At 53.6% G+C, this 19,196-nt stretch carries 17 protein-coding genes; 11 read left to right on the top strand and 6 right to left on the bottom strand.

The features are described from left to right. Window positions 1-132: 132 nt before the first annotated feature. Both fbaA and nagA read right to left on the bottom strand, forming a co-directional pair. Entirely contained in the window at window positions 133-1,212 is a 1,080-nt protein-coding gene (gene fbaA / locus TH4_RS12300; RefSeq protein WP_064781343.1) for a class II fructose-bisphosphate aldolase, read from the bottom strand. A gap of 156 nt (window positions 1,213-1,368) precedes the next feature. Continuing rightward, on the bottom strand, window positions 1,369-2,517 hold the full coding sequence (gene nagA / locus TH4_RS12305; RefSeq protein ID WP_064781344.1) for an N-acetylglucosamine-6-phosphate deacetylase: 1,149 nt from the start codon (window positions 2,515-2,517) through the stop codon (window positions 1,369-1,371). Between the two features lie 574 nt (window positions 2,518-3,091). On the opposite strand from nagA, the gene TH4_RS12315 reads away from it, so the two are divergent. From TH4_RS12315 to TH4_RS12345, 7 genes are all read left to right on the top strand, one after another. Then, window positions 3,092-4,390: an extracellular solute-binding protein gene (locus TH4_RS12315; protein WP_008891010.1), complete on the top strand. Its 1,299-nt coding sequence runs from the start codon at window positions 3,092-3,094 to the stop codon at window positions 4,388-4,390. A gap of 84 nt (window positions 4,391-4,474) precedes the next feature. Beyond that, window positions 4,475-5,353, top strand: coding sequence for an ABC transporter permease subunit (locus TH4_RS12320; RefSeq protein ID WP_064781346.1), 879 nt, complete (start codon window positions 4,475-4,477; stop codon window positions 5,351-5,353). 13 nt (window positions 5,354-5,366) lie between these two features. Then, complete coding sequence (gene ugpE / locus TH4_RS12325; protein WP_008891012.1) at window positions 5,367-6,221, top strand: sn-glycerol-3-phosphate ABC transporter permease UgpE; 855 nt, start codon at window positions 5,367-5,369, stop codon at window positions 6,219-6,221. Window positions 6,222-6,279: 58 nt separating this feature from the next. Then, window positions 6,280-7,350 carry a sn-glycerol-3-phosphate import ATP-binding protein UgpC gene (locus TH4_RS12330; RefSeq protein WP_064781347.1) on the top strand — a complete coding sequence of 357 codons (1,071 nt, stop codon included), beginning with the start codon at window positions 6,280-6,282 and terminating at the stop codon, window positions 7,348-7,350. Window positions 7,351-7,494: 144 nt separating this feature from the next. Then, complete coding sequence (locus TH4_RS12335) at window positions 7,495-7,968, top strand: GAF domain-containing protein (protein ID WP_008891014.1); 474 nt, start codon at window positions 7,495-7,497, stop codon at window positions 7,966-7,968. Between the two features lie 59 nt (window positions 7,969-8,027). Continuing rightward, complete coding sequence (gene ssb, locus TH4_RS12340) at window positions 8,028-8,555, top strand: single-stranded DNA-binding protein (protein ID WP_008891015.1); 528 nt, start codon at window positions 8,028-8,030, stop codon at window positions 8,553-8,555. Between the two features lie 202 nt (window positions 8,556-8,757). Further along, window positions 8,758-9,186 (top strand): NUDIX hydrolase, encoded by a 429-nt coding sequence (locus tag TH4_RS12345; RefSeq protein WP_063089603.1) that lies wholly within the window; start codon window positions 8,758-8,760, stop codon window positions 9,184-9,186. On the opposite strand, the gene TH4_RS12350 is transcribed toward TH4_RS12345, so the two are convergent. Then, window positions 9,183-9,680 carry a YchJ family protein gene (locus tag TH4_RS12350; RefSeq protein WP_064781348.1) on the bottom strand — a complete coding sequence of 166 codons (498 nt, stop codon included), beginning with the start codon at window positions 9,678-9,680 and terminating at the stop codon, window positions 9,183-9,185. The two genes, TH4_RS12345 and TH4_RS12350, sit on opposite strands and share 4 nt — an antisense overlap. Before the next feature lie 581 nt (window positions 9,681-10,261). Here TH4_RS12350 and rpoH point away from each other — a divergent pair. After that, entirely contained in the window at window positions 10,262-11,131 is an 870-nt protein-coding gene (rpoH, locus tag TH4_RS12355) for an RNA polymerase sigma factor RpoH (protein ID WP_008891018.1), read from the top strand. 90 nt (window positions 11,132-11,221) lie between these two features. Here rpoH and TH4_RS12360 read toward each other — a convergent pair whose 3' ends face one another. Further along, window positions 11,222-11,674 carry an NUDIX hydrolase gene (locus TH4_RS12360; protein WP_008891019.1) on the bottom strand — a complete coding sequence of 151 codons (453 nt, stop codon included), beginning with the start codon at window positions 11,672-11,674 and terminating at the stop codon, window positions 11,222-11,224. Continuing rightward, a complete protein-coding gene (locus TH4_RS12365; protein WP_008891020.1) occupies window positions 11,661-11,930 on the bottom strand; it encodes a hypothetical protein in 270 nt (89 codons plus the stop codon). The genes TH4_RS12360 and TH4_RS12365 overlap by 14 nt, the downstream gene beginning before the upstream one ends. Before the next feature lie 201 nt (window positions 11,931-12,131). Here TH4_RS12365 and TH4_RS12370 point away from each other — a divergent pair, with 201 nt between their 5' ends. After that, window positions 12,132-13,004 (top strand): DUF502 domain-containing protein, encoded by an 873-nt coding sequence (locus tag TH4_RS12370; RefSeq protein WP_064781349.1) that lies wholly within the window; start codon window positions 12,132-12,134, stop codon window positions 13,002-13,004. 66 nt (window positions 13,005-13,070) lie between these two features. On the opposite strand, the gene recG is transcribed toward TH4_RS12370, so the two are convergent. Continuing rightward, entirely contained in the window at window positions 13,071-15,158 is a 2,088-nt protein-coding gene (gene recG, locus TH4_RS12375) for an ATP-dependent DNA helicase RecG (protein ID WP_064781350.1), read from the bottom strand. Between the two features lie 226 nt (window positions 15,159-15,384). Between recG and TH4_RS12380 the strand changes: the two genes are divergently transcribed. Both TH4_RS12380 and mfd read left to right on the top strand, forming a co-directional pair. After that, window positions 15,385-15,657 (top strand): FAD assembly factor SdhE, encoded by a 273-nt coding sequence (locus TH4_RS12380; protein WP_063089593.1) that lies wholly within the window; start codon window positions 15,385-15,387, stop codon window positions 15,655-15,657. A 7-nt stretch (window positions 15,658-15,664) separates the two neighbouring features. Beyond that, complete coding sequence (gene mfd, locus TH4_RS12385) at window positions 15,665-19,162, top strand: transcription-repair coupling factor (protein WP_064781351.1); 3,498 nt, start codon at window positions 15,665-15,667, stop codon at window positions 19,160-19,162. The last annotated feature ends 34 nt before the right edge of the window (window positions 19,163-19,196 follow it).

Below are 19,196 nucleotides of genomic sequence, written 5' to 3' on the forward strand. Positions count from 1 at the left end.
TTCCTGTCAGTATTTGTCAGGAGATCCGCAATTAACAACCCGATGCATGACAGAGCCACGAAAAAGCCCGCCGAACAAGACCGGCGGGCTTTATAAATCCTGTGACCGGAACGGTCATATTTTTGATCAGGCTTAGCCTTTGGTAACCGTACGACCGGTTGCGCCAAGGTCCTTGAAAGCTTCTTCGAGGCGCGCGGCCATCGACAGTTCAGCTTCGCGGATCCAGACGCGCGGATCATACTGTTTTTTGTAAGGCTGATCGGTTTCCGGGTCGACCTGATACTTGAACGCACGTGCGTTGGCTTCGACATACTCGCCAACCGGGCGGGCATAGGCGAACTGGGTATCGGTATCGATATTCATCTTGAAGCAGCCATAGCTGACAGCTTCTTCGATTTTCTCTTTTTCCGAACCGGAACCGCCATGGAACACGAAGTCGAGCGGGCGATCACCCAGACCGTGCTTCTCAGCCACGTATTTCTGGCTTTCCAGAAGGATCTCCGGACGAAGCTTGACGTTGCCGGGCTTGTAAACGCCGTGCACGTTGCCAAACGCCGCCGCGACCGAGAAGTGGCCAAGCGGCGAGAGACGACGATAAGCTTCTTCGACTTCTTCCGGGCGGGTGTAAAGGCGCGGATCGATTTCCTCAACCGAGGTATCAAGCTCATGACCAATACCGTCTTCTTCACCACCGGTGACGCCGAGTTCGATCTCAAGGCTCATCTCGATGGCGGACATCCGTTTCAGGAAGGTCTCGCAGGTTGCAAGGTTGTCTTCAACGGATTCTTCGGACAGATCCAGCATGTGCGAGCTGTAAAGCGCCTTGCCGGTTTCGGCATAGGCCTTTTCGCTCCATTTCAGCATTTCATCGACCCATGGCACAAACTTGCGGTTTGCGTGGTCGGTATGCATGACAACAGCAACACCATAATGTTCAGCCAGAAGCTGTGCATGACGCGCAGCAGATACGGCGCCGAGAACACGGGCCGCAGCAGCGTCCTTGATGCCCTTGCCGGCAAAGAACTGTGCACCACCATTCGAAAGCTGAATGATAATGTCAGAACCGGCATTTGCAGCAGCTTCAAGGGCCGCGTTCATCGTGCTTGAAGACGTAATATTGACGGCGGGAAGGGCGTAACCGTCCTGCTTGCAGGCAGAAACGAGTTCGCGATAGGCAGCACCGGTAACAACACCGGGTTTAACGGAAGGCATGTGGGTACTCCTCCTGGGGGTCAGAGTAAAAACAGATCAGCAGCAAAATCACCTGAAGACCCTGCATACAAACTGTTACAGAGCCCAATGCATCTTCGAAATGCTGTCTCAGGTCAAGGCTTTCCGTCATAGACTTTCGGAAAATATTGCGTTTGCTCAGGCGTAACTCTCTTGCACGCCCTTGATCCAGCTTCGCGTCACATTGAACTGATCATCAAACAAAATCATATCGGCCTGATAGCCCGGTGCCAAGCGACCAAGAACATGACCAAGTCCCAGGAACTCCGCTGGATAAAGCGATGCCATGCGAAGCGCTTCATCAAGCCCGATTTCGGCCATTTGCATGCAATTGCGCACAGCTGAAATCATATCAAGGTCCGAACCCGCCAACGTCCCATCCGCAAGCGCGCAGCGCCCATCAACTGCAATGATTTCCTCATCGCCCAGCTTGAACCGTTTATCGGCGGCACCAACCGTTGGCATGGCGTCGGTGACCAACATCATCTTGCCTGCGGCCTTGGCGCGTACGGCGGTTTTGATCACAGCTGGATGGACGTGAAACCCATCCGCAATCAGGCCACACCACGTACGATCATCAGAAAGGGCTGCACCGACGACACCCGGCTCCCGATGGGTCAGGGGGCTCATGGCATTAAACAGATGCGTGAAGCCCTGCATGCCCTCGTCGATTGCCGACATGATATCGCCGTAGGTGCCCGCTGTATGACCGGCGCAAACGCGAACATCGCGCGCAACGAGCTTTGCGATGACACCTTTATCAAGCAGTTCCGGCGCAAGTGTGACCAAAGTGCAGCCGTTGCGAAGCCGGCAGACGAGTTCGATTGCATCAGGCTCCATCGGCCTGATCTGGTCCGCTGGATGCACGCCACGGCGCTTTAGATTGAGATACGGTCCCTCAAGGTGAATGCCCACGACACCAGCAACGCCGTTATCCAGTACGTCCTGAACGGCAGCAATCGCGGCCTCCATCTTTTCACGAGAATCGGTAATCAGGGTTGGCAGCATGGATGTCGTGCCAAACCGGCGATGCGCAGCGACCATGGTTTTAATGGTTTCAAGATCAGGCGCATCATTCAGCAAGACACCGCCGCCACCATTGACCTGCACATCAATCAGACCGGGGGCGAGGGTTTGGCCACTACCATCTATTGTTTTGATACTAGCAGGTAGATCGTTATCCGCAACAATGGCGTCGATCTTGCCATCCGTGACCAGAACGGAATGCCCACACAGGAAGCGTGTTCCGTCAAAGAGTCGGGCATTTGATATGGCAAAGTCACTCACGCCTGGGTCTCCGGTTGCTGCGTATCCAAGTACGGTAGTCGCAGGATCAGCCCTGCGGTCGTGGACGTTTGGGCATCGTAATTGGATGATTTGATGACGGCAACGACCTTAACGACCAATTGTGAAGAAGTCGTCTGTGCCGACCATCTTCTAGGATAGTCGAAATATTCGAACACGAACATTCCATATAACAAGGTTAACCATGGACGCAGCAGGGCGATCTTCACAGTTTGGTCGCAAAACTTTCACTTGCCTGCAACACTTGACTTCTGCGGCGTGTCTGCATTTCACGGCACTTCTGCTGCCGGATTGCCGAAACACTAGGCAAACACTGGATCTTTGATCCTTTCAAAACTGCGCCCGCGAGGAGCTTCATAGTGAACTTATTGGATGTTCACTTGATCATTTATTGGCGAGTTTTGTGTCATTTCGCCGCCCATTCGCACATCAAAAGTAAGTTTCCGAAAACTGTCACTTGAGCAAAACGGCCCTCAAGAACAAAACGAACGCCTAGCCGGTCGCCGAATTACGGGCGGCGTACCGTGCCAAGTTTTCAATAGGGAGTTACTTGACCATGTTCCGCAAAACACTGATGGCTGCTGCTGCCGTGTTTGCCATTGGCAACACCGCACAGGCTGCAACCGAGATCACCTGGTGGCATGCAATGGACGGCGCACTTGGCGACGTTGTCAACCAGATCACCGAAGACTTCAATGCAAGCCAGGATGAATACAAACTCGTATCCATCAACAAGGGCGGCTACGAAGACACCATGACGGCCGGCATCGCAGCGTTCCGCGCGAAAAACCAGCCGAACATCATCCAGATCTTCGACGCAGGTGCTGCAACCATCATCAACGCCAAAGGCGCTGTTAAGCCGGTTCAGGATTTGCTTGAAGCAAACAACGTCAATTTCGACATCAATGATTACATCCCGGGTGTTCGTTACTTCTATGCCGATTCAGACGGCAAGATGATCGGCATGCCGTTCAACAGCTCGACCCCGCTTCTGTATTATAACAAAGAAGCGCTGGACAAAGCCGGTGTAGACGTTCCCAAAACCTGGCAGGAATTCGAAGCTGCTGCTCCGAAGCTCAAAGAAGCTGGTTACACCGCGCTTGCGCAGTCGCACAGCCCGTGGATCTTCTTCGAAAACTTCATGTCGCGTCACAACCTGCAGATGGCAACCGCCAATAACGGCTATGACAGCACCGACGTCGAAATCCTTTATAACAACGACGCTCTGAAAGATCACTGGCAGCACGTCAAGGATTGGAAAGACGCGGGTTACTATGGCTATTATGGCCGCGCATGGGGTGCGAACCAGGATGCGTTCGTGCAGCAGCAGGTCGCAATGTGGATCGGTTCTTCCGGTTCGTTTGGTGGCCTTCGCAAGTCCGCACAGTTTGACTTTGGCGCATCGACCCTTCCGTACTGGGAAGGCACCGGTGATGCACCGAAATCGACCTTCATCGGTGGTGCAGCACTGTTCGCATTCTCCGGTCACGATGCCGCACAGGATGCCGGTGTTGCCGAATTCTTCAAATTCCTGACCAAACCGGAAACCCAGTACTACTGGCACAAAGAAACCGGTTATGTACCGATCACCAATGCGGCTTATGAGCTGGCCAAAGAAGATGGCTACTACAAGGAAAGCCCGGATGCAGAAGTCGGCATCACCCAGCTTTCCGAAGAAGGTGGGGAGTGGACCAAGGGTTACCGTCTTGGCTTCTATGTTCAGATCCGCGAAGTGATTTATCGTGAAGTCGACAAGATCATGAACGGCGAAGAAACCGTTGATGCTGCCTTTGCGACCATCGAAGAAGAAGCAAACGGTCTGCTGAAGCGCTTCAACGATACCTACTCGAACTAATCTGCTTTTCGCCAAAGCGGGGCGGCCGATGATTTGGCCGCCCTGTTTTGCATTTTCTGATTTTGCTCTGAGGTTGCGTTCCCGATGAAGCGCGTACAATTTGAACACAGCGCGGTGCCATACCTGTTTATCGCACCCCAAATTCTGATTATTTCCATATTTTTCCTGTGGCCTGCGGTCCAGGCGCTGTATCAGTCGTTTCTGCTTGAAGACGCCTTTGGCATGTCTTCGCAGTTCGTCTGGTTCCGCAATTTTGAAGATGTGCTGACAAGCAGTTCGTGGACGCGATCTGCCATCTTTACCGTCGTATTTTCCGTTCTTGTCTCCGTGCTTTCGATCGCGATTTCACTGTTTCTCGCGGTTCGCGCCGACGAAGTAATCCGTGGGGCAAAATCCTATAAAACCCTTCTGATGTGGGGCTATGCCATTGCGCCGCCGGTGGCGGGACTTCTTGGTATCATGATGTTCAACCCGCTCATGGGGGACCTCTACAAGGCCTTCAACAGTTTCGGATTTGAATTCAACCACATCGAAAACGCCAATGACGCGGCCTTCATCGTCATTCTGATTGCGGTCTGGAAACAGGTCAGCGTGAACTTCATCTTCTTCCTCTCGGGGCTTCAGGGAATTCCGAAGTCGGTTCAGGAAGCAGCGACCCTTGACTGCAAGAGTCCTGAGCGTCGCTTCTGGACCATCACATTCCCGCTTTTGGCACCGACAACCTTCTTCCTGCTGGTGATCAACCTGACTTACGCCTTTTTCGAGACGTTCGGCATTATCGATGTTTCGACCAAAGGTGCCCCGGGTGGTTCGACCGCGACCCTTGTTTACAAGGTGTATGTCGATGGCTTCCTTGGTGCGGATATGGGCGGCAGTGCTGCGCAGTCAGTCTTGCTGATGATCATGGTCAGCGTCCTGACCGTGTTCCAGTTCCGCTTCATCGAACGCAAAGTGCATTATTAAGGGGAACGTCATCATGTATCAGTCCAAATGGCGTATTTTTACCAACCACACCATTCTGGTGCTTGGCTCACTTTTCATGATCCTTCCGGTTTGGATCGCCTTTGCTTCATCAACCCACACTCGCGAGTATATCTTCCAGAATGGCCTGCAATTCTTGCCAGGCGGGGAGTTCTTCACCAACTATGGCGCGATCCTGTTTGATGCAGAGGCGACAAAGGGCAGGGTGACCGCGCTTGAGATGCTGTTTAACAGCATGGTGCTTGGCCTTGGCTTTGCGATCGGAAAGGTCATCATTTCAATGATGGCGGCCTATGCGATTGTCTATTTCCGCTTCAAACTTGCTGTGCCGTTGTTCTGGATCATTTTCTCGACACTTCTGTTGCCGCTCGAAGTGCGTATCGTGCCGTCCTATGAGGTCGTGGCGAACCTTGGGCTGCTCAACACATATACCGGTCTGATCCTGCCGCTGATTGCGTCTGCCACGGGAACCTTCTTCTTCCGGCAGTTCTATCGGTCGGTCCCCGACGAACTTCTTGAAGCAGCAAGGCTGGACGGGGCAGGGCCGATCAGGTTCTTCATCGACATTCTGGTTCCCCTGTCGGTGACCATGATTGCTGCGATCTTCATCATCATGTTTGTGGTTGGCTGGAACCAGTATCTTTGGCCGCTGCTGATGACCACCGATGATCAGCTCTACACCATCGTGATCGGGATCAAGCAGGTCTACAACTCGCTTTATGAAGGCGGACAGATACCTCAGTTCCCCAAGGCATTCGCACTGACAATCATGGCATCGGTCCCGCCCGTACTGGTGGTGGTCATCTTCCAGCGCATGTTCGTCAAGGGTCTGGTTGAGACGGAAAAATAACCCGGTCTTCCCTGATCTCTGAATTGAAAATAATTGATCCGAATACAGGATAACCAAGATGGCAACTGTTACGCTTAATCAGGCCCAGAAAACCTACCCGAACGGCTTCAAGGCCATTCACGGCATCGACCTTAAAATCGAGCATGGCGAGTTCACGGTTCTTGTCGGTCCGTCCGGCTGTGGCAAATCGACATTGCTGCGCATGATCGCCGGCCTTGAAGGGATTTCGGATGGCGAAATCATCATTGATGACAAGGTCGTCAACACGGTGGCACCCGCAGATCGCGATATCGCCATGGTGTTCCAGAACTACGCGCTTTATCCGCACATGAACAACTACGGCAACATGGCCTATGGCCTGAAAAACCGCGGATACAGCAAGGCGGAAATTGATGCCAAGGTTCGCGAAGCCGCCCGCATTCTTCAGCTTGAAGATCACCTTGAACGCAAACCGCGCCAATTATCTGGTGGTCAGCGTCAGCGCGTCGCCATGGGCCGTGCGATCGTCCGCCAACCCAAAGTCTTCCTGTTTGACGAGCCGCTTTCGAACCTTGATGCCAAACTGCGTGTCGATATGCGCCTTGAAATCAAGAACCTGCAACAACGTCTTGGCATCACATCGGTCTATGTCACCCACGACCAGGTCGAAGCCATGACCCTTGCCGATCGTCTGATCGTGATGAATGGCGGCGTTGCAGAGCAGATCGGAACCCCGATTGATATCTACGAAAAGCCGGCCAGCCAGTTTGTCGCGGGTTTCATCGGCTCGCCCGCGATGAACTTCCTGAAGGGCAAAGTCTCTGATGACAAGAAACACGTCACAGTGGGGGACGGCGTGATGCTTGATCTTGATCACGACGTCGAGGCTGGCCGCGACGTAACGGTTGGCATTCGCCCCGAACATCTGGAACTTCTCAAAGACGGGGAAGGGCGGATTAATGCCGGTGTGCGCATGGTGGAGTCTCTTGGCGCAGAAACGCTGGCCTATCTCGATTTCGGGGCCAATGCCGACAATGTCACGTTGCGTTTGCAGGGGACGCACACATTCGAAAAAGGCGAGAAATTAAGCCTTTCAGTTCCGGCGTCGAAAATCCACCTGTTTGACATCGAAAGCGGTCAGCGCATCTGATTAAACTAGGCCAGTTAACACCAAACGCCTCTGACAAATTCAGACTGTCAGAGGCGTTTTTGTTTTCGGATTGGGGCACTTTACCCTTGTCTCGCACAGGGTGAACGGGGTAGTTCCTATGCGCGAAAGTTAAGGGAGTTCGATGTGCAGACCGACCAGAAAAAGGCGCTTTACGAAGAAGCGCAAAAAGAGCTGATAAGCATCACCGAAGGCGAAACCAACGTTCCCGCCCTGATGGCGACCGTATCGTGCGTCTTATCGCAAAAGTTCGACTATTACTTCTGGACCGGCTTCTATAATGTTGATCCGGAAAAGGAAAACGAACTTGTCGTCGGGCCATATCAGGGCACGCTTGGCTGTCTTCGTATCCCGTTTGGTCGCGGTGTTTGTGGTGCAGCCGCATCAACCCGCGAAACGCAGGTGGTCGCGGACGTTCATGCTTTTCCTGGTCACATCGCATGCGATAGCCGGACCAATTCCGAGATCGTTGTGCCGGTGATCAATGCGGATGGACAGTTGATCGCCGTGCTTGACGTCGATAGTGTCGAGCACAATTCGTTCGATGAAACGGATCGCATTGCACTTGAAACTTTAATGCAGCGCATTTTTGCGCAATGATAACCCACAAGTCCCGACCAATCGGGACAGCGGACAACACAAACTTTGGAAGATAACCCATGGCTGGCAGTGTCAATAAAGTCATTCTCGTCGGGAACCTTGGCCGCGATCCTGAAATCCGGTTTACCCAGGCTGGCAAAAAGATCGCCAATTTCAGCATCGCAACCTCCGAACAGTGGCGTGACCGTCAGTCCGGTGAGCGCCGCGAGCGGACCGAATGGCATCGCATCGTTGTTTTCAACGAAGGCCTTGCTGATGTCGTTGAGCGCTTTGTGAAAAAAGGCAGCAAGCTTTACATCGAAGGCCAGCTCCGCACCCGCAAATGGCAGGGGCAGGATGGCAAAGACAACTACACCACTGAAGTTGTTCTTGAAGGCTTCAACTCCAACCTGACCATGCTTGATAACCGCGGCGAAGGCGGCGGCATGGGTGGCGGTTCATCCTCTGGTGGTGGTTATGGCGGCGGCCAGGATAGTGGTGGCGGCTACGGCGGCGGTTCTGACGCTGGTTGGGGTAATGGTGGTTCTTCCGGTGGCGGATCCGCACCGGCTGGTGCCCCGGACCTCGATGACGAGATTCCGTTCTAAGCAATCGCTTAATGATATCGATCTAAAATCCCTCCGAAACGCTGATTGTTTTGGGGGGATTTGTTTTTGTGAGATTCTTTGTGTAACCATCCGGAAACGTCTGTCACAAAATCACCTGAAGTTGGTCTACAAGACTATAACCAAGCGATAAAATCTGATTTAAGAACGAAAACTCGGCCAATCGCGAAACAAGGAAGACCTGTTGACCGGTCCAATATTTGGAACCCCGCGTGTGGGGCAAAGCTATAACGTACAGGACTGTGTCTATGCCGTGATCAAACGCGAAAACGGCGACGTTGCCGTTGCGCGCACGCCCAAGGGTATTGTTCTTCTTGGCGGCGGCGTTGAAAACGGTGAAAGCGAACAGGACGCGCTTTGTCGTGAGGCTTATGAAGAATCGGGTTATCGGGCGCGCATCATCTCGCGGCTCGGTTTTGCGTCACAGTATGTCAATAACCCGGCCAAGGATCGATACCGCCTTAAGCGTGCTACCTTTTTCCTGTGCGAATTAACCGAAAAGCTTGGTCCGCCGGTCGATCAGGATCACGAATTGGTCTGGATGCCATATAAAGAAGCCCATGAAAGCTTACTCCGGCCATTTCATCAATGGGCACTGGAATTTGTGGGCTAACCACAGCACTTCTTGAATTTTTTGCCCGATCCACAAGGGCAGGGATCATTTCGACCGGCTTTGACAGGTGACGCGTTGATTTGGCTCATGCCCGGAAATATCCCGTCAACATAGAACCACTTGCCATCACGACGTTCGAAATTGGATCGCTCGTGCAGTTGGTGTGGTTTTCCGTTCTCGTCAAAATGGGCAACGAATTCAACAATCCCGGTTTGATCAAGAATTCCGCCAGCAACGCATTCAATGATGTCCAATCCAGTCCAGCGCGTTGTGTCCTGCGCAATACTTTCTGCATCAAAGCCGGAACGATTTTCCTCTGCCAGCGTTGATAATAGATAGTCCCCATTGCGCAACGCGAAGGCAGAGTAGCGTGATCGCATCAATTTTTCGGCCGTTTCGGCACTTGCAATCCCGGAATGATACTTCCCACAGCAGACGCCGTAATCTTTCAGGCTGCCACAGGGGCATAAAGTGTCTGCTGGCAAGGCTGGCATGATGAACTCCGGTCAAATGGTATTTTGAAGTCACCATACAGCAGGGGCCACTGGCACGCCACTTTGCCAAACCCCGGAATTTCGCCTTGAACCTTCACACATGCACAAATTGCCTTTGTTTCGCCGTATATCGATCCTAGCGTGAAGGATCGGCATTTTACTTACCCGACTGTTTTTGTCGGTTATAATTGCTAGGATGCTGATATTGAGTGATTAATATAACTGAAACACTGGTCAGAAGTTCTTGACGAATTTGGTCGGGTTTAGATATATTAATAAATGCGGGTGGGGGCCCATAGGCACCGCCGGATCAACGTCCGGCCAATTGGCGGACATGTAAATTGTCGATTTGCTTCGAGTAAGGATGAGACACGATGAATGAACTTCTTATTTGCGTCTACTGTCCTCTTCCATAGGTGACCTTGGAATGAGTTACGACCGGACCACGCTTCTTTTCTGACAAAATCCGGTCGTCCACGTGAATTAATTCACAACCGATAGTGTTTGCACGTCATCTAGCTTCTGACGGACTCCGTACTAAGAATAGATGCCGACGTGTAAACCTCTCAGGAGGACATAGAATGAGCGCCATTAAACTACCTGCTGTTTCCCAGGAAGAGGGTTTCTCGGGCTATCTCCGTGAAGTCTGGAAATTCCCGATGCTTACGGCGGACGAAGAATACATGCTGGCCCACCGTTATCAGGACCATGATGACACCGAGGCCGCCCACAAACTTGTTACCAGTCACTTGCGTCTTGTTGCCAAAATCGCTTTTGGGTATCGCGGCTATGGCCTGCCGATGGCAGACCTCGTTGCAGAGGGCAATACCGGCCTGATGCGCGCCGTGCAGAAGTTCGATCCGGAACGTGGTTTCCGCCTCTCGACTTATGCGATGTGGTGGATCCGTGCTGCGGTGACTGAATACATCCTGCAAAGCTGGTCGATGGTCAAACTCGGCACCATGGCAGCGCAGAAGAAACTGTTCTTCAGCCTGCGTAAAGCCAAGCGTCAGCTTAATATTTATGACAATGGCGAACTTTCGCCAGAGGAAGCTGATCAGGTTGCTGAAAAACTTGGTGTGACCGGTCGTGAAGCGCTTGAAATGAACCGCCGTCTTGCGGCGCGCGATTTCTCGCTCAATACGCCGATGCCGAAAGACGAGGGGATGGAATATCTCGATACCCTGTCGTCTGACGCACCGAGCCCGGAAGCACTGGTTGCCGATGCCGAAGAACGTGTTCTTCATAACGGCATGCTGAAAAACGCACTTGGCGAATTGCCTGAACGTGAACAGGAAATCATCAAGGCCCGTTTCCTCAGCGATGATCCGATCACGCTTGAAAAGCTTGGTGAACGTTTTGGCGTCAGCCGTGAGCGCGTCCGTCAGCTTGAGGCACGCGCGTTCAAGAAAATTCAGGAAAGCGTCCTGACGCAGCATTCAGCAGCGTAACAAAGCTTAAATAGACAAAATCAAAAGGCGGCATCCTCATGGGTGCCGCCTTTTTCTCATTCCGTTGGTCTTGCTTAGATTGTCAGTGGGTCACCCGGATGAGAGCACATCACGTGATTTCGCAATAACTTCAATGGTCTTGTTCCAAAGTGCGTATTTGGTCACGTCCTTGACACTGACCCACTTGGCGTCAGCCGCATCACCGCCAAGCGTGATATCGGGATTAAGCGCCACCGCGACAAAATCAATCAGCGTGTAGTGATATTCGACCTTGTCGTCATCATTGGTGGAAATCATGTCCACCGCATCGACCAGGATCGGGCTTGAGATTTTGACCCCGGTTTCTTCCAGCACTTCGCGGCAAACGGCATCGCGCACCGTTTCACCGAGTTCCTGCGCACCGCCCGGAAGGCTCCAGGTGCCGGCATGCGGTTCCTTGCCCCGCTGGATCAAAAGAACATGGTCCTTGTGCCAGACAACGGCACCAACACCGACAAGAGGACGCGGCAGAAAGGTTCGCTGATCAAGTTCAGTAATCGTCATCGTCTTCTTCCAAATCATCGTCCGGGTCAGGGACCTCATGTACGACCTTACCGGTCATTTCTCGGGCACGAATACCGGGTGTTCCAAGAAACTGTTCTTCTGACTCCGGATGGAGTGACATCACAAAATCTTTCGATGGCGCGTCACCGATGGCGAACTGCCGCGCGGTATCGTAATCAGGAGCACGAACCTTGGCCGTTTTTATCCCAACCGAACCGTCATCATCGTAAATATATTCAACAATCCAGACCTGCAAAACGTCTCCACAACAATTCTGATCTGCAAATTACGGTTTGTTGGTTGCACCGCAAACTTGAATACTGCTATCACTTTAATAAGCGGGAATAACCCGGCTTTAAGTCCCAGCTTTGCCATATTCTCACGTACAATGACCAAAAGCCAAAGACTAATCTCAAGTTTCGGCTTTTGACATTTGGCTCTTCTGCACAGGTGCTCAATGAACGCCAAGCGCGACGACAACGATGATCCGGAAAACAAAGGTTCGGAGCACGTCCTCCCAAGCCCAGGTATGTTTGCCCGGATAAGAGCCTATTTCCTTACTGGTGTGCTGGTCAGCGCGCCTCTTGCGATTACCTTCGGGCTTGCCTGGTGGTTTATTGAATTCGTCGACAGCAAAGTCATTCCGCTGATCCCGGCGCATTACAATCCGGAATCCTATCTTCCCGTCGGTTATCAGGAATACGGCATCCCCGGATTTGGCCTTTTGGTCATTATCGTTTTCATCACCGTTGTTGGCTGGTTCACGACCAACTTTGCCGGTCGGGCATTAATTAAGCTTTACGAACGGATTCTTGGCCGTATTCCGGCGGTACGCAGCATTTATGGTGCCGTTAAACAGATCCTTGAAACGGTTTTGGCCAATCAGTCGAATGCCTTTCGGCAGGCGGTTCTTCTGGAATATCCGCGCCGCGGCATGTGGGCGATTGGCTTTATCACCGGCGAGACCACAGGTGAGGTGCAAAACCTGACCGAAGACAAGGTCATCAACATCTTCCTGCCGACCACGCCAAACCCGACATCCGGCTTTTTGCTGTTCGTTCCGCGCCGGGATGTTGTCATCCTTGATATGACGGTCGAAGAGGCCATTAAAATGGTGATGTCAGGCGGTATCGTAACCCCGCCGGATCGTCGCCCGGCCGAACAACGCAATCATCCGCAGGTCGCCGCCAAGACATACGAGGATGTCGATACGTTGCGTGAAAAGGAAAACGTTCCGATTCTTGTGTCGCGAGACATTCCGGCCCGGATGGAACCATCCAAAACGTCCGAGCCAAAATCCAAAGACGGTAAAACGCCCGAAGACGCGTGATAACATTGCCTCTCATGGCTTGAAATTTAAAAGGGCGCATCCAACCGGTGCGCCCTTTGTTCTTTGTTATCCTGATCGGAAATATCGAACCGCTTCGTCGCGTTCAAACAGGTACAACAACAAACGCAACGCATCGCCGCGCGCCTTCTGCAGGTCGGGGTCGCGATCGACGATCAGGCGCGCATCATCGCGGGCAATCGCAAGCAAATCACCATGCAGCTCAAGATTGGCCAGCCGGTATTCCTGAAGGCCGCTTTGACGGGTGCCAAGAACCTCGCCCGCGCCGCGAAGTTTCAGGTCTTCTTCGGCGATGATGAACCCGTCCTCGGTTTCGCGCATGATTTTGAGGCGCGCCTTGGAAACCTGTCCAAGCGGGTTGCCATACAGCAGCAAACAGGTCGATGCCGCATCTCCACGGCCAATCCGCCCGCGAAGCTGATGAAGCTGGGCAAGGCCAAAGCGTTCAGCATGTTCAATTACCATGATCGTTGCTTCAGGCACGTTAACACCGACCTCGATCACAGTGGTTGCAACGAGGATGGATGTGTCGCCATGGGCGAACTTTTCCATCACCTCGTCCTTTTCCTTGCCCTTCATCTTGCCATGGACAAGGCCGACGCGATCCTGACCAAACAGTTCTGCCAGCACCCGGTACCGTTCATCGGCGGCTTGCAGGTCAAGAATCTCGGAATCCTCGACCAGTGGACAGACCCAATAAATCTTGGTGCCGCTGCGCATCGCACGCCCGATGCCGGAAATGACATCATCTACCTTGTCGATCGGCAGTACGCGGGTATCAACCGGCTTGCGCCCCGGTGGTTTTTCATCCAGCCTGGAAACTTCCATATCGCCAAAGGCGGTCAGGGTCAGCGTGCGTGGAATAGGCGTCGCGGTCATAACCAACACATCAACCGCCTGACCTTTGCCAGCCAGCATAAGGCGCTGGTGCACGCCAAAGCGATGCTGCTCATCGACAACCGCGAAGGCAAGATCGTGGAACATCACGTCATCCTGAAACAGGGCGTGCGTTCCGACCGCAATCTGGACTTCGCCGTTGGCAAAGCCTTCAAGCGCAGCCTTGCGCGACTTGCCTTTATCGCGCCCGGTCAGGATGGCGCATTTGATGCCGATTTTCTCCAAAAGCGGCGAAATCGTTTCAAAATGCTGGCGCGCCAGAATCTCGGTTGGTGCCATGAGGGCGGCCTGACGTCCACATTCAACGGCATTTAACATCGCCATCAAGGCGACCACGGTCTTGCCCGATCCAACGTCGCCCTGCAATAGGCGGAGCATGCGGCCTTCGCTTGCCATATCGTCATAGATATCGCCAAGTGCGCGTTGCTGCGCACCAGTCATGGCAAAGGGCAGGTGGTCACCGAGTGCCGCACGCAGGCGTCCGTCCCCCTTGGTCACACGCCCGCCAAGCTTGCGCATCTTTGCCCGGATCAATGTCAGGGCCAGTTGATTGGCCAACAACTCGTCATAGGCAAGCCGCTTGCGGGCTGGATGATCGGGTGACAGGTCTGTTTCATCCTGTGGATTATGGATGGTGTAGAGTGCCGTTTTCAAATCGGGCCATTTATGGCGCGCGACCAGTGCCGGGTCATGCCATTCTGGCAAATCGGGAAGCGTTTCAAGCGCACCGCGTACCGCCTTGGTCAGCGTCTTGCCTGTGACCCCGGCCGACATCGGATAGATCGGCTCAACCGTCTGGATTTCAGCACGTTCTGCCTCTGTACCAATCCGGTCGGGATGGGTGATCTGATACTCCCCGCGATAATGATCGATCTTACCCGAAACAATCCGTTTTTCACCAACCGGCAAAACCTCATTGAGGTATTTGGCCCGCGCGTTAAAAAACGCCAAAACAAGCGTACCGCTTTGCGTTTTGCAGATCACGCGATAGGGGCGACGACGATTGGGTGCGGGCTCATGGCGTTCGACCCAGACATCCATGGTGACGACCGAGCCGTCGATGGTGTCCGAAAGGTCGGGCGAAAACCGGCGATCAATAATGCCCGATGGCAAATGCCAAAGCAGATCGGCGACATGTTCCCCGCCAATTAGGCGCGCTACCAGCGGCTTTAAGCGCGGACCGATACCGGCCAGCGTGTCAATTTCAGCAAAAAGCGGGAACAGAATTTCCGGGCGCATGTCGGTTTTCGTTGAAACTTTCGATGAGAACGTTAATAGAACAATTGTGTTTATGGCACGGGTATACAACAAAACTATCCCGCCACAACCATCAAGTCATCATTTGATACAAAATGACCCGATCACGGCATGGACCCGTAGGAGATTTTGCCGTACAAACCATGCCACAGAACAGGCTGCAGTGGCCGCCCGCAAGGCGCTGCACAGGAAGTCAGGAGATCGAAGAATGACCGACACCGTATCGGACCTTGAAATGCGCCGTAAAAAGCTGCTGTTCCGTGGAAGCCATCGTGGCACCAAGGAGAACGATATCCTGATGGGCCGTTTCATGGACAAGCATCTGGCGACCCTGACGGCAGAACAACTTGATAGATTTGAAATCCTGATCAACGAAGTACCGGATGCCGATTTCTTCAAATGGGCAACCGGCAAGGAAGCGGCACCTGCACAGTATGACACGGATGTCCTGCGCATGATCCGGGACCTGAGCAACGCCTGACAAGACATTGAACAAACTCAAAGAAATCATATCGACCAATGGTCGCAAACGGGTAGGCGGTGTGCCGGAAGGCGCAGACGCCCTGATCCTGCGTGAACTGCTTGATAGTGCGGGCAAGAACAAGACCGTTCTTCACGTGGCGCGCGATGACAAGCGCATGGCTCAACTGGCCGAAGCATTGCAATTCTTCGCCGGTGAAATCGAAGTCCTGACGCTGCCGGCATGGGATTGCCTGCCTTATGACCGTGTTTCACCGATTTCGGAAGTCACTGCACGGCGCGTCGAAACGCTGACCACCCTTGCCGACAGCAAGGAATCCGCTGCCGTAAATGGCCGTATCGTTCTGACAACCGCCGCCGCGGCAATGCAGCGTGTTCCGACCGTTGAGGTCATGCGCAAAGGCAAGCTGGCGTTTAAGGCTGGCAGTGAATACGACCGCGCCGAGCTGACCGCCTATTTCGAGCGCATGGGTTATAACCGCGCGGAACAGGTGATGGAACCCGGCGACTACGCCGTCCGTGGTGATATTGTCGATATCTTTGCCCCGGGCATGAAGGAACCGGTACGGCTTGATTTCTTTGGCGATGAGATCGAAAACATCCGTCGCTTTGATGTCGAAACCCAGCGGACAGTCGGCAAGGTTAAGGATATTTCCCTTTTGCCCGTGGGCGAAGTCTATCTAGACCCGGATAGTATTTCGCGGTTCCGAAGCAGCTATCGAGAGCTGTTTGGCGCGGTGTCGCAGACCGATCCACTTTATGAATCAATTTCCAACGGCCTGAAATATGGCGGGATGGAACATTGGCTGCCGCTGTTTCATGACGGCTTGGATACGATATTCGCCTATGTACCCGAAACCATCATCAGCCTTGATTATCAGTACGGCGAGGTCATCGAAAACCGCCTTGAGATGATCGATGATTATTATCAGGCACGCCTTAATATCAAGGGCGGCGGGCTATCGGGCGACAACGTCTATAAACCGGTGCCGCCAGAACGGCTGTATCTTGACCAGGCAGAGTTTAACCGCATGTTGTCAGACCGCCCGGTCCTCGAATTCTCGCCCTATTACGATGATGAAAATCCGGAACGCGGTATTTACGATCTTGGTGCGCGGGCAGGGCGTGATTTTGGCGATGTGCGTGCGCGTGCGGACGTCAATCTGTATGACGAACTGCGTGATTTCATCACCACACAGCGCGGCAAGGAAAATCAGGTTGTTATTGCGGCCTATTCCGATGGATCGCGTGATCGCATCGTGTCATTACTGCGTGAACATGGCGTGGGCAAAGTCGTTACCTGCGAATGCTGGGAAGACGTGACCGACGATCTGACCTTTGAGCATGTCGGCGTCGTGATCCTCGATATCGAACGTGGTTTCCGGCGTAAAGGCCTTTGGCTTGTTACCGAACAGGATATCCTTGGCGACCGCATGAGCCGCCCGGGTGGACGCCGTCGCAAGGCAGACAATTTCCTGCGTGAAGCGTCCGAGATTTCCGAAGGCGACCTTGTTGTCCACCTTGAACACGGTATCGGGCGCTATTTGGGCCTGAGAACCGTGACGGCTGGCGGCGCCCCGCATGACTGTCTTGAACTTGAATATGATGGCGGCGACAAACTGTTTGTGCCGGTCGAAAATATCGAGGTCCTGTCGCGTTATGGATCGGACGAAGGCATCTCGATCCTTGATAAGCTGGGCGGTGTTGCCTGGCAGGCCCGTAAGGCCAAGCTGCGCGAACGCATCCGTGACATGGCGGGCAAGTTGATCAAGGTTGCCGCCGAACGGCACCTGCGCAAGGGCGCCATGCTTCAGGCACCCGAAGGCGCCTATGACGAGTTCTGCGCCGGCTTCCCGTTTGCCGAAACCGAGGATCAGGCACGCGCGATCCGCGATACCCTTGATGACCTGTCGGCCGGAAAGCCGATGGATCGTCTTGTCTGCGGCGATGTTGGCTTTGGCAAGACAGAGGTCGCCATGCGCGCGGCCTTTGCCGCCGTGATGTCGGGCAAACAGGTAGCTGTGGTGGCACCGACGACCCTTTTGTGTCGCCAGCATTACCTGAATTTCAAGGAACGCTTTGAAGGCCTGCCGGTTAGGGTTGAACAGCTATCGCGCCTTGTCACTGGCAAGAACGCCAAACTGGTCAAGGAGAACCTAGAAAGCGGCCATGTAGATATCGTCTGTGGCACCCATGCGCTTTTGGGTACGGGTGTGCATTTCAAGGACCTTGGCCTTCTGATCGTTGACGAGGAACAGCATTTCGGCGTCAAGCACAAGGAACGCCTGAAGGAACTGAAATCCGATGTGCATGTCCTGACCCTGACCGCCACACCGATCCCGCGCACCTTGCAACTGGCCCTGACCGGGGTGAAGGAACTGTCGATCATTGCCACTCCACCCGTCGACCGTTTGGCGGTGCGCACCTATATCACTCCTTATGACCCGGTTGTCGTGCGCGAGGCCATCTTGCGCGAACGCCACCGTGGCGGCCAGATTTTCTATGTTTGCCCACGGGTCAATGAACTTGACCGGGTTGCCAAGGAACTTCAAAACCTTGTGCCGGAAATCAAGTTTGATGTGGCGCACGGCCAGATGGGCGCGCGTGACCTTGAACAGGTCATGACCGATTTCACCGACCGTAAGTTTGATCTGCTGCTTGCGACCAACATTATTGAGTCCGGTATTGATGTTCCAAACGCGAACACGATGATCATTCACCGGTCAGACATGTTCGGCTTGGCGCAGCTTTATCAGTTGCGTGGCCGTATTGGACGCTCCAAGCAGCGTGCCTATGCTTACCTGACCTTGCCCAATGGCAAGAAACTGACGGCGACCGCGCTTAAACGACTGGAAGTCATGCAGACCCTTGATAGTTTGGGTGCCGGGTTCAATCTGGCGAGCCACGATCTTGATATTCGCGGGGCAGGTAACCTGCTTGGTGAAGAGCAATCTGGCCATATCAAGGAAGTCGGGATCGAGCTTTATCAGCAGATGATCGAAGAAGCCGTGGCAGAAGCCAAGGGCGAGATCGATGCATCCGAAGAGGCAAGCTTCGTTCCGCAGATCAATATCGGTATGCCGGTTCTGATCCCGGATCGCTACGTGCCGGATCTTGGTGTGCGGCTTGGTCTTTATCGTCGTATTTCCGAACTGCGATCGCGTGAAGAGGTCGACCAGTTTGCCGCCGAAATGATTGACCGGTTTGGCAAATTGCCCAAGGAGGTCGAAAACCTTCTGGATGTAGTCACCATCAAACAATGGTGTCGCGTTGCCAATATCGAGAAGCTTGATGCGGGCCCGAAAGGGGCACTCATCACGCTTCGGAATAACGAGTTCCCGAACCCGGCCGGTTTGATCGGCTTTATCCAGCAACAGGTCGGCGTGGCCCGACTGCGCCCGGATCACAAGATCGTCTATTCCGCAGGCTGGGATGGCCCGACCGACCGGCTTGAAGGCCTCAAACGATTGATGAAACGGCTTTCGGATATCGCAGGAAACGCATAAAGAAAAGGCGGGTAACAAATTGTTATTCCGCCTT

The organism is Thalassospira tepidiphila MCCC 1A03514 (assembly GCF_001662875.1).
GTDB classification, from domain to species: domain Bacteria; phylum Pseudomonadota; class Alphaproteobacteria; order Rhodospirillales; family Thalassospiraceae; genus Thalassospira; species Thalassospira tepidiphila.

What these genes read in the sequence shown, in the direction of transcription:
- fbaA (WP_064781343.1), bottom strand. Translation starts at nt 1,212, where the DNA reads ATGCCTTCCGTTAAACCCGGTGTTGTTACCGGTGCTGCCTATCGCGAA.
- TH4_RS12315 (WP_008891010.1), top strand. Translation starts at nt 3,092, where the DNA reads ATGTTCCGCAAAACACTGATGGCTGCTGCTGCCGTGTTTGCCATTGGC.
- TH4_RS12320 (WP_064781346.1), top strand. Translation starts at nt 4,475, where the DNA reads ATGAAGCGCGTACAATTTGAACACAGCGCGGTGCCATACCTGTTTATC.
- ugpE (WP_008891012.1), top strand. Translation starts at nt 5,367, where the DNA reads ATGTATCAGTCCAAATGGCGTATTTTTACCAACCACACCATTCTGGTG.
- TH4_RS12330 (WP_064781347.1), top strand. Translation starts at nt 6,280, where the DNA reads ATGGCAACTGTTACGCTTAATCAGGCCCAGAAAACCTACCCGAACGGC.
- ssb (WP_008891015.1), top strand. Translation starts at nt 8,028, where the DNA reads ATGGCTGGCAGTGTCAATAAAGTCATTCTCGTCGGGAACCTTGGCCGC.
- TH4_RS12350 (WP_064781348.1), bottom strand. Translation starts at nt 9,680, where the DNA reads ATGCCAGCCTTGCCAGCAGACACTTTATGCCCCTGTGGCAGCCTGAAA.
- rpoH (WP_008891018.1), top strand. Translation starts at nt 10,262, where the DNA reads ATGAGCGCCATTAAACTACCTGCTGTTTCCCAGGAAGAGGGTTTCTCG.
- TH4_RS12360 (WP_008891019.1), bottom strand. Translation starts at nt 11,674, where the DNA reads ATGACGATTACTGAACTTGATCAGCGAACCTTTCTGCCGCGTCCTCTT.
- TH4_RS12370 (WP_064781349.1), top strand. Translation starts at nt 12,132, where the DNA reads ATGAACGCCAAGCGCGACGACAACGATGATCCGGAAAACAAAGGTTCG.
- recG (WP_064781350.1), bottom strand. Translation starts at nt 15,158, where the DNA reads ATGCGCCCGGAAATTCTGTTCCCGCTTTTTGCTGAAATTGACACGCTG.
- TH4_RS12380 (WP_063089593.1), top strand. Translation starts at nt 15,385, where the DNA reads ATGACCGACACCGTATCGGACCTTGAAATGCGCCGTAAAAAGCTGCTG.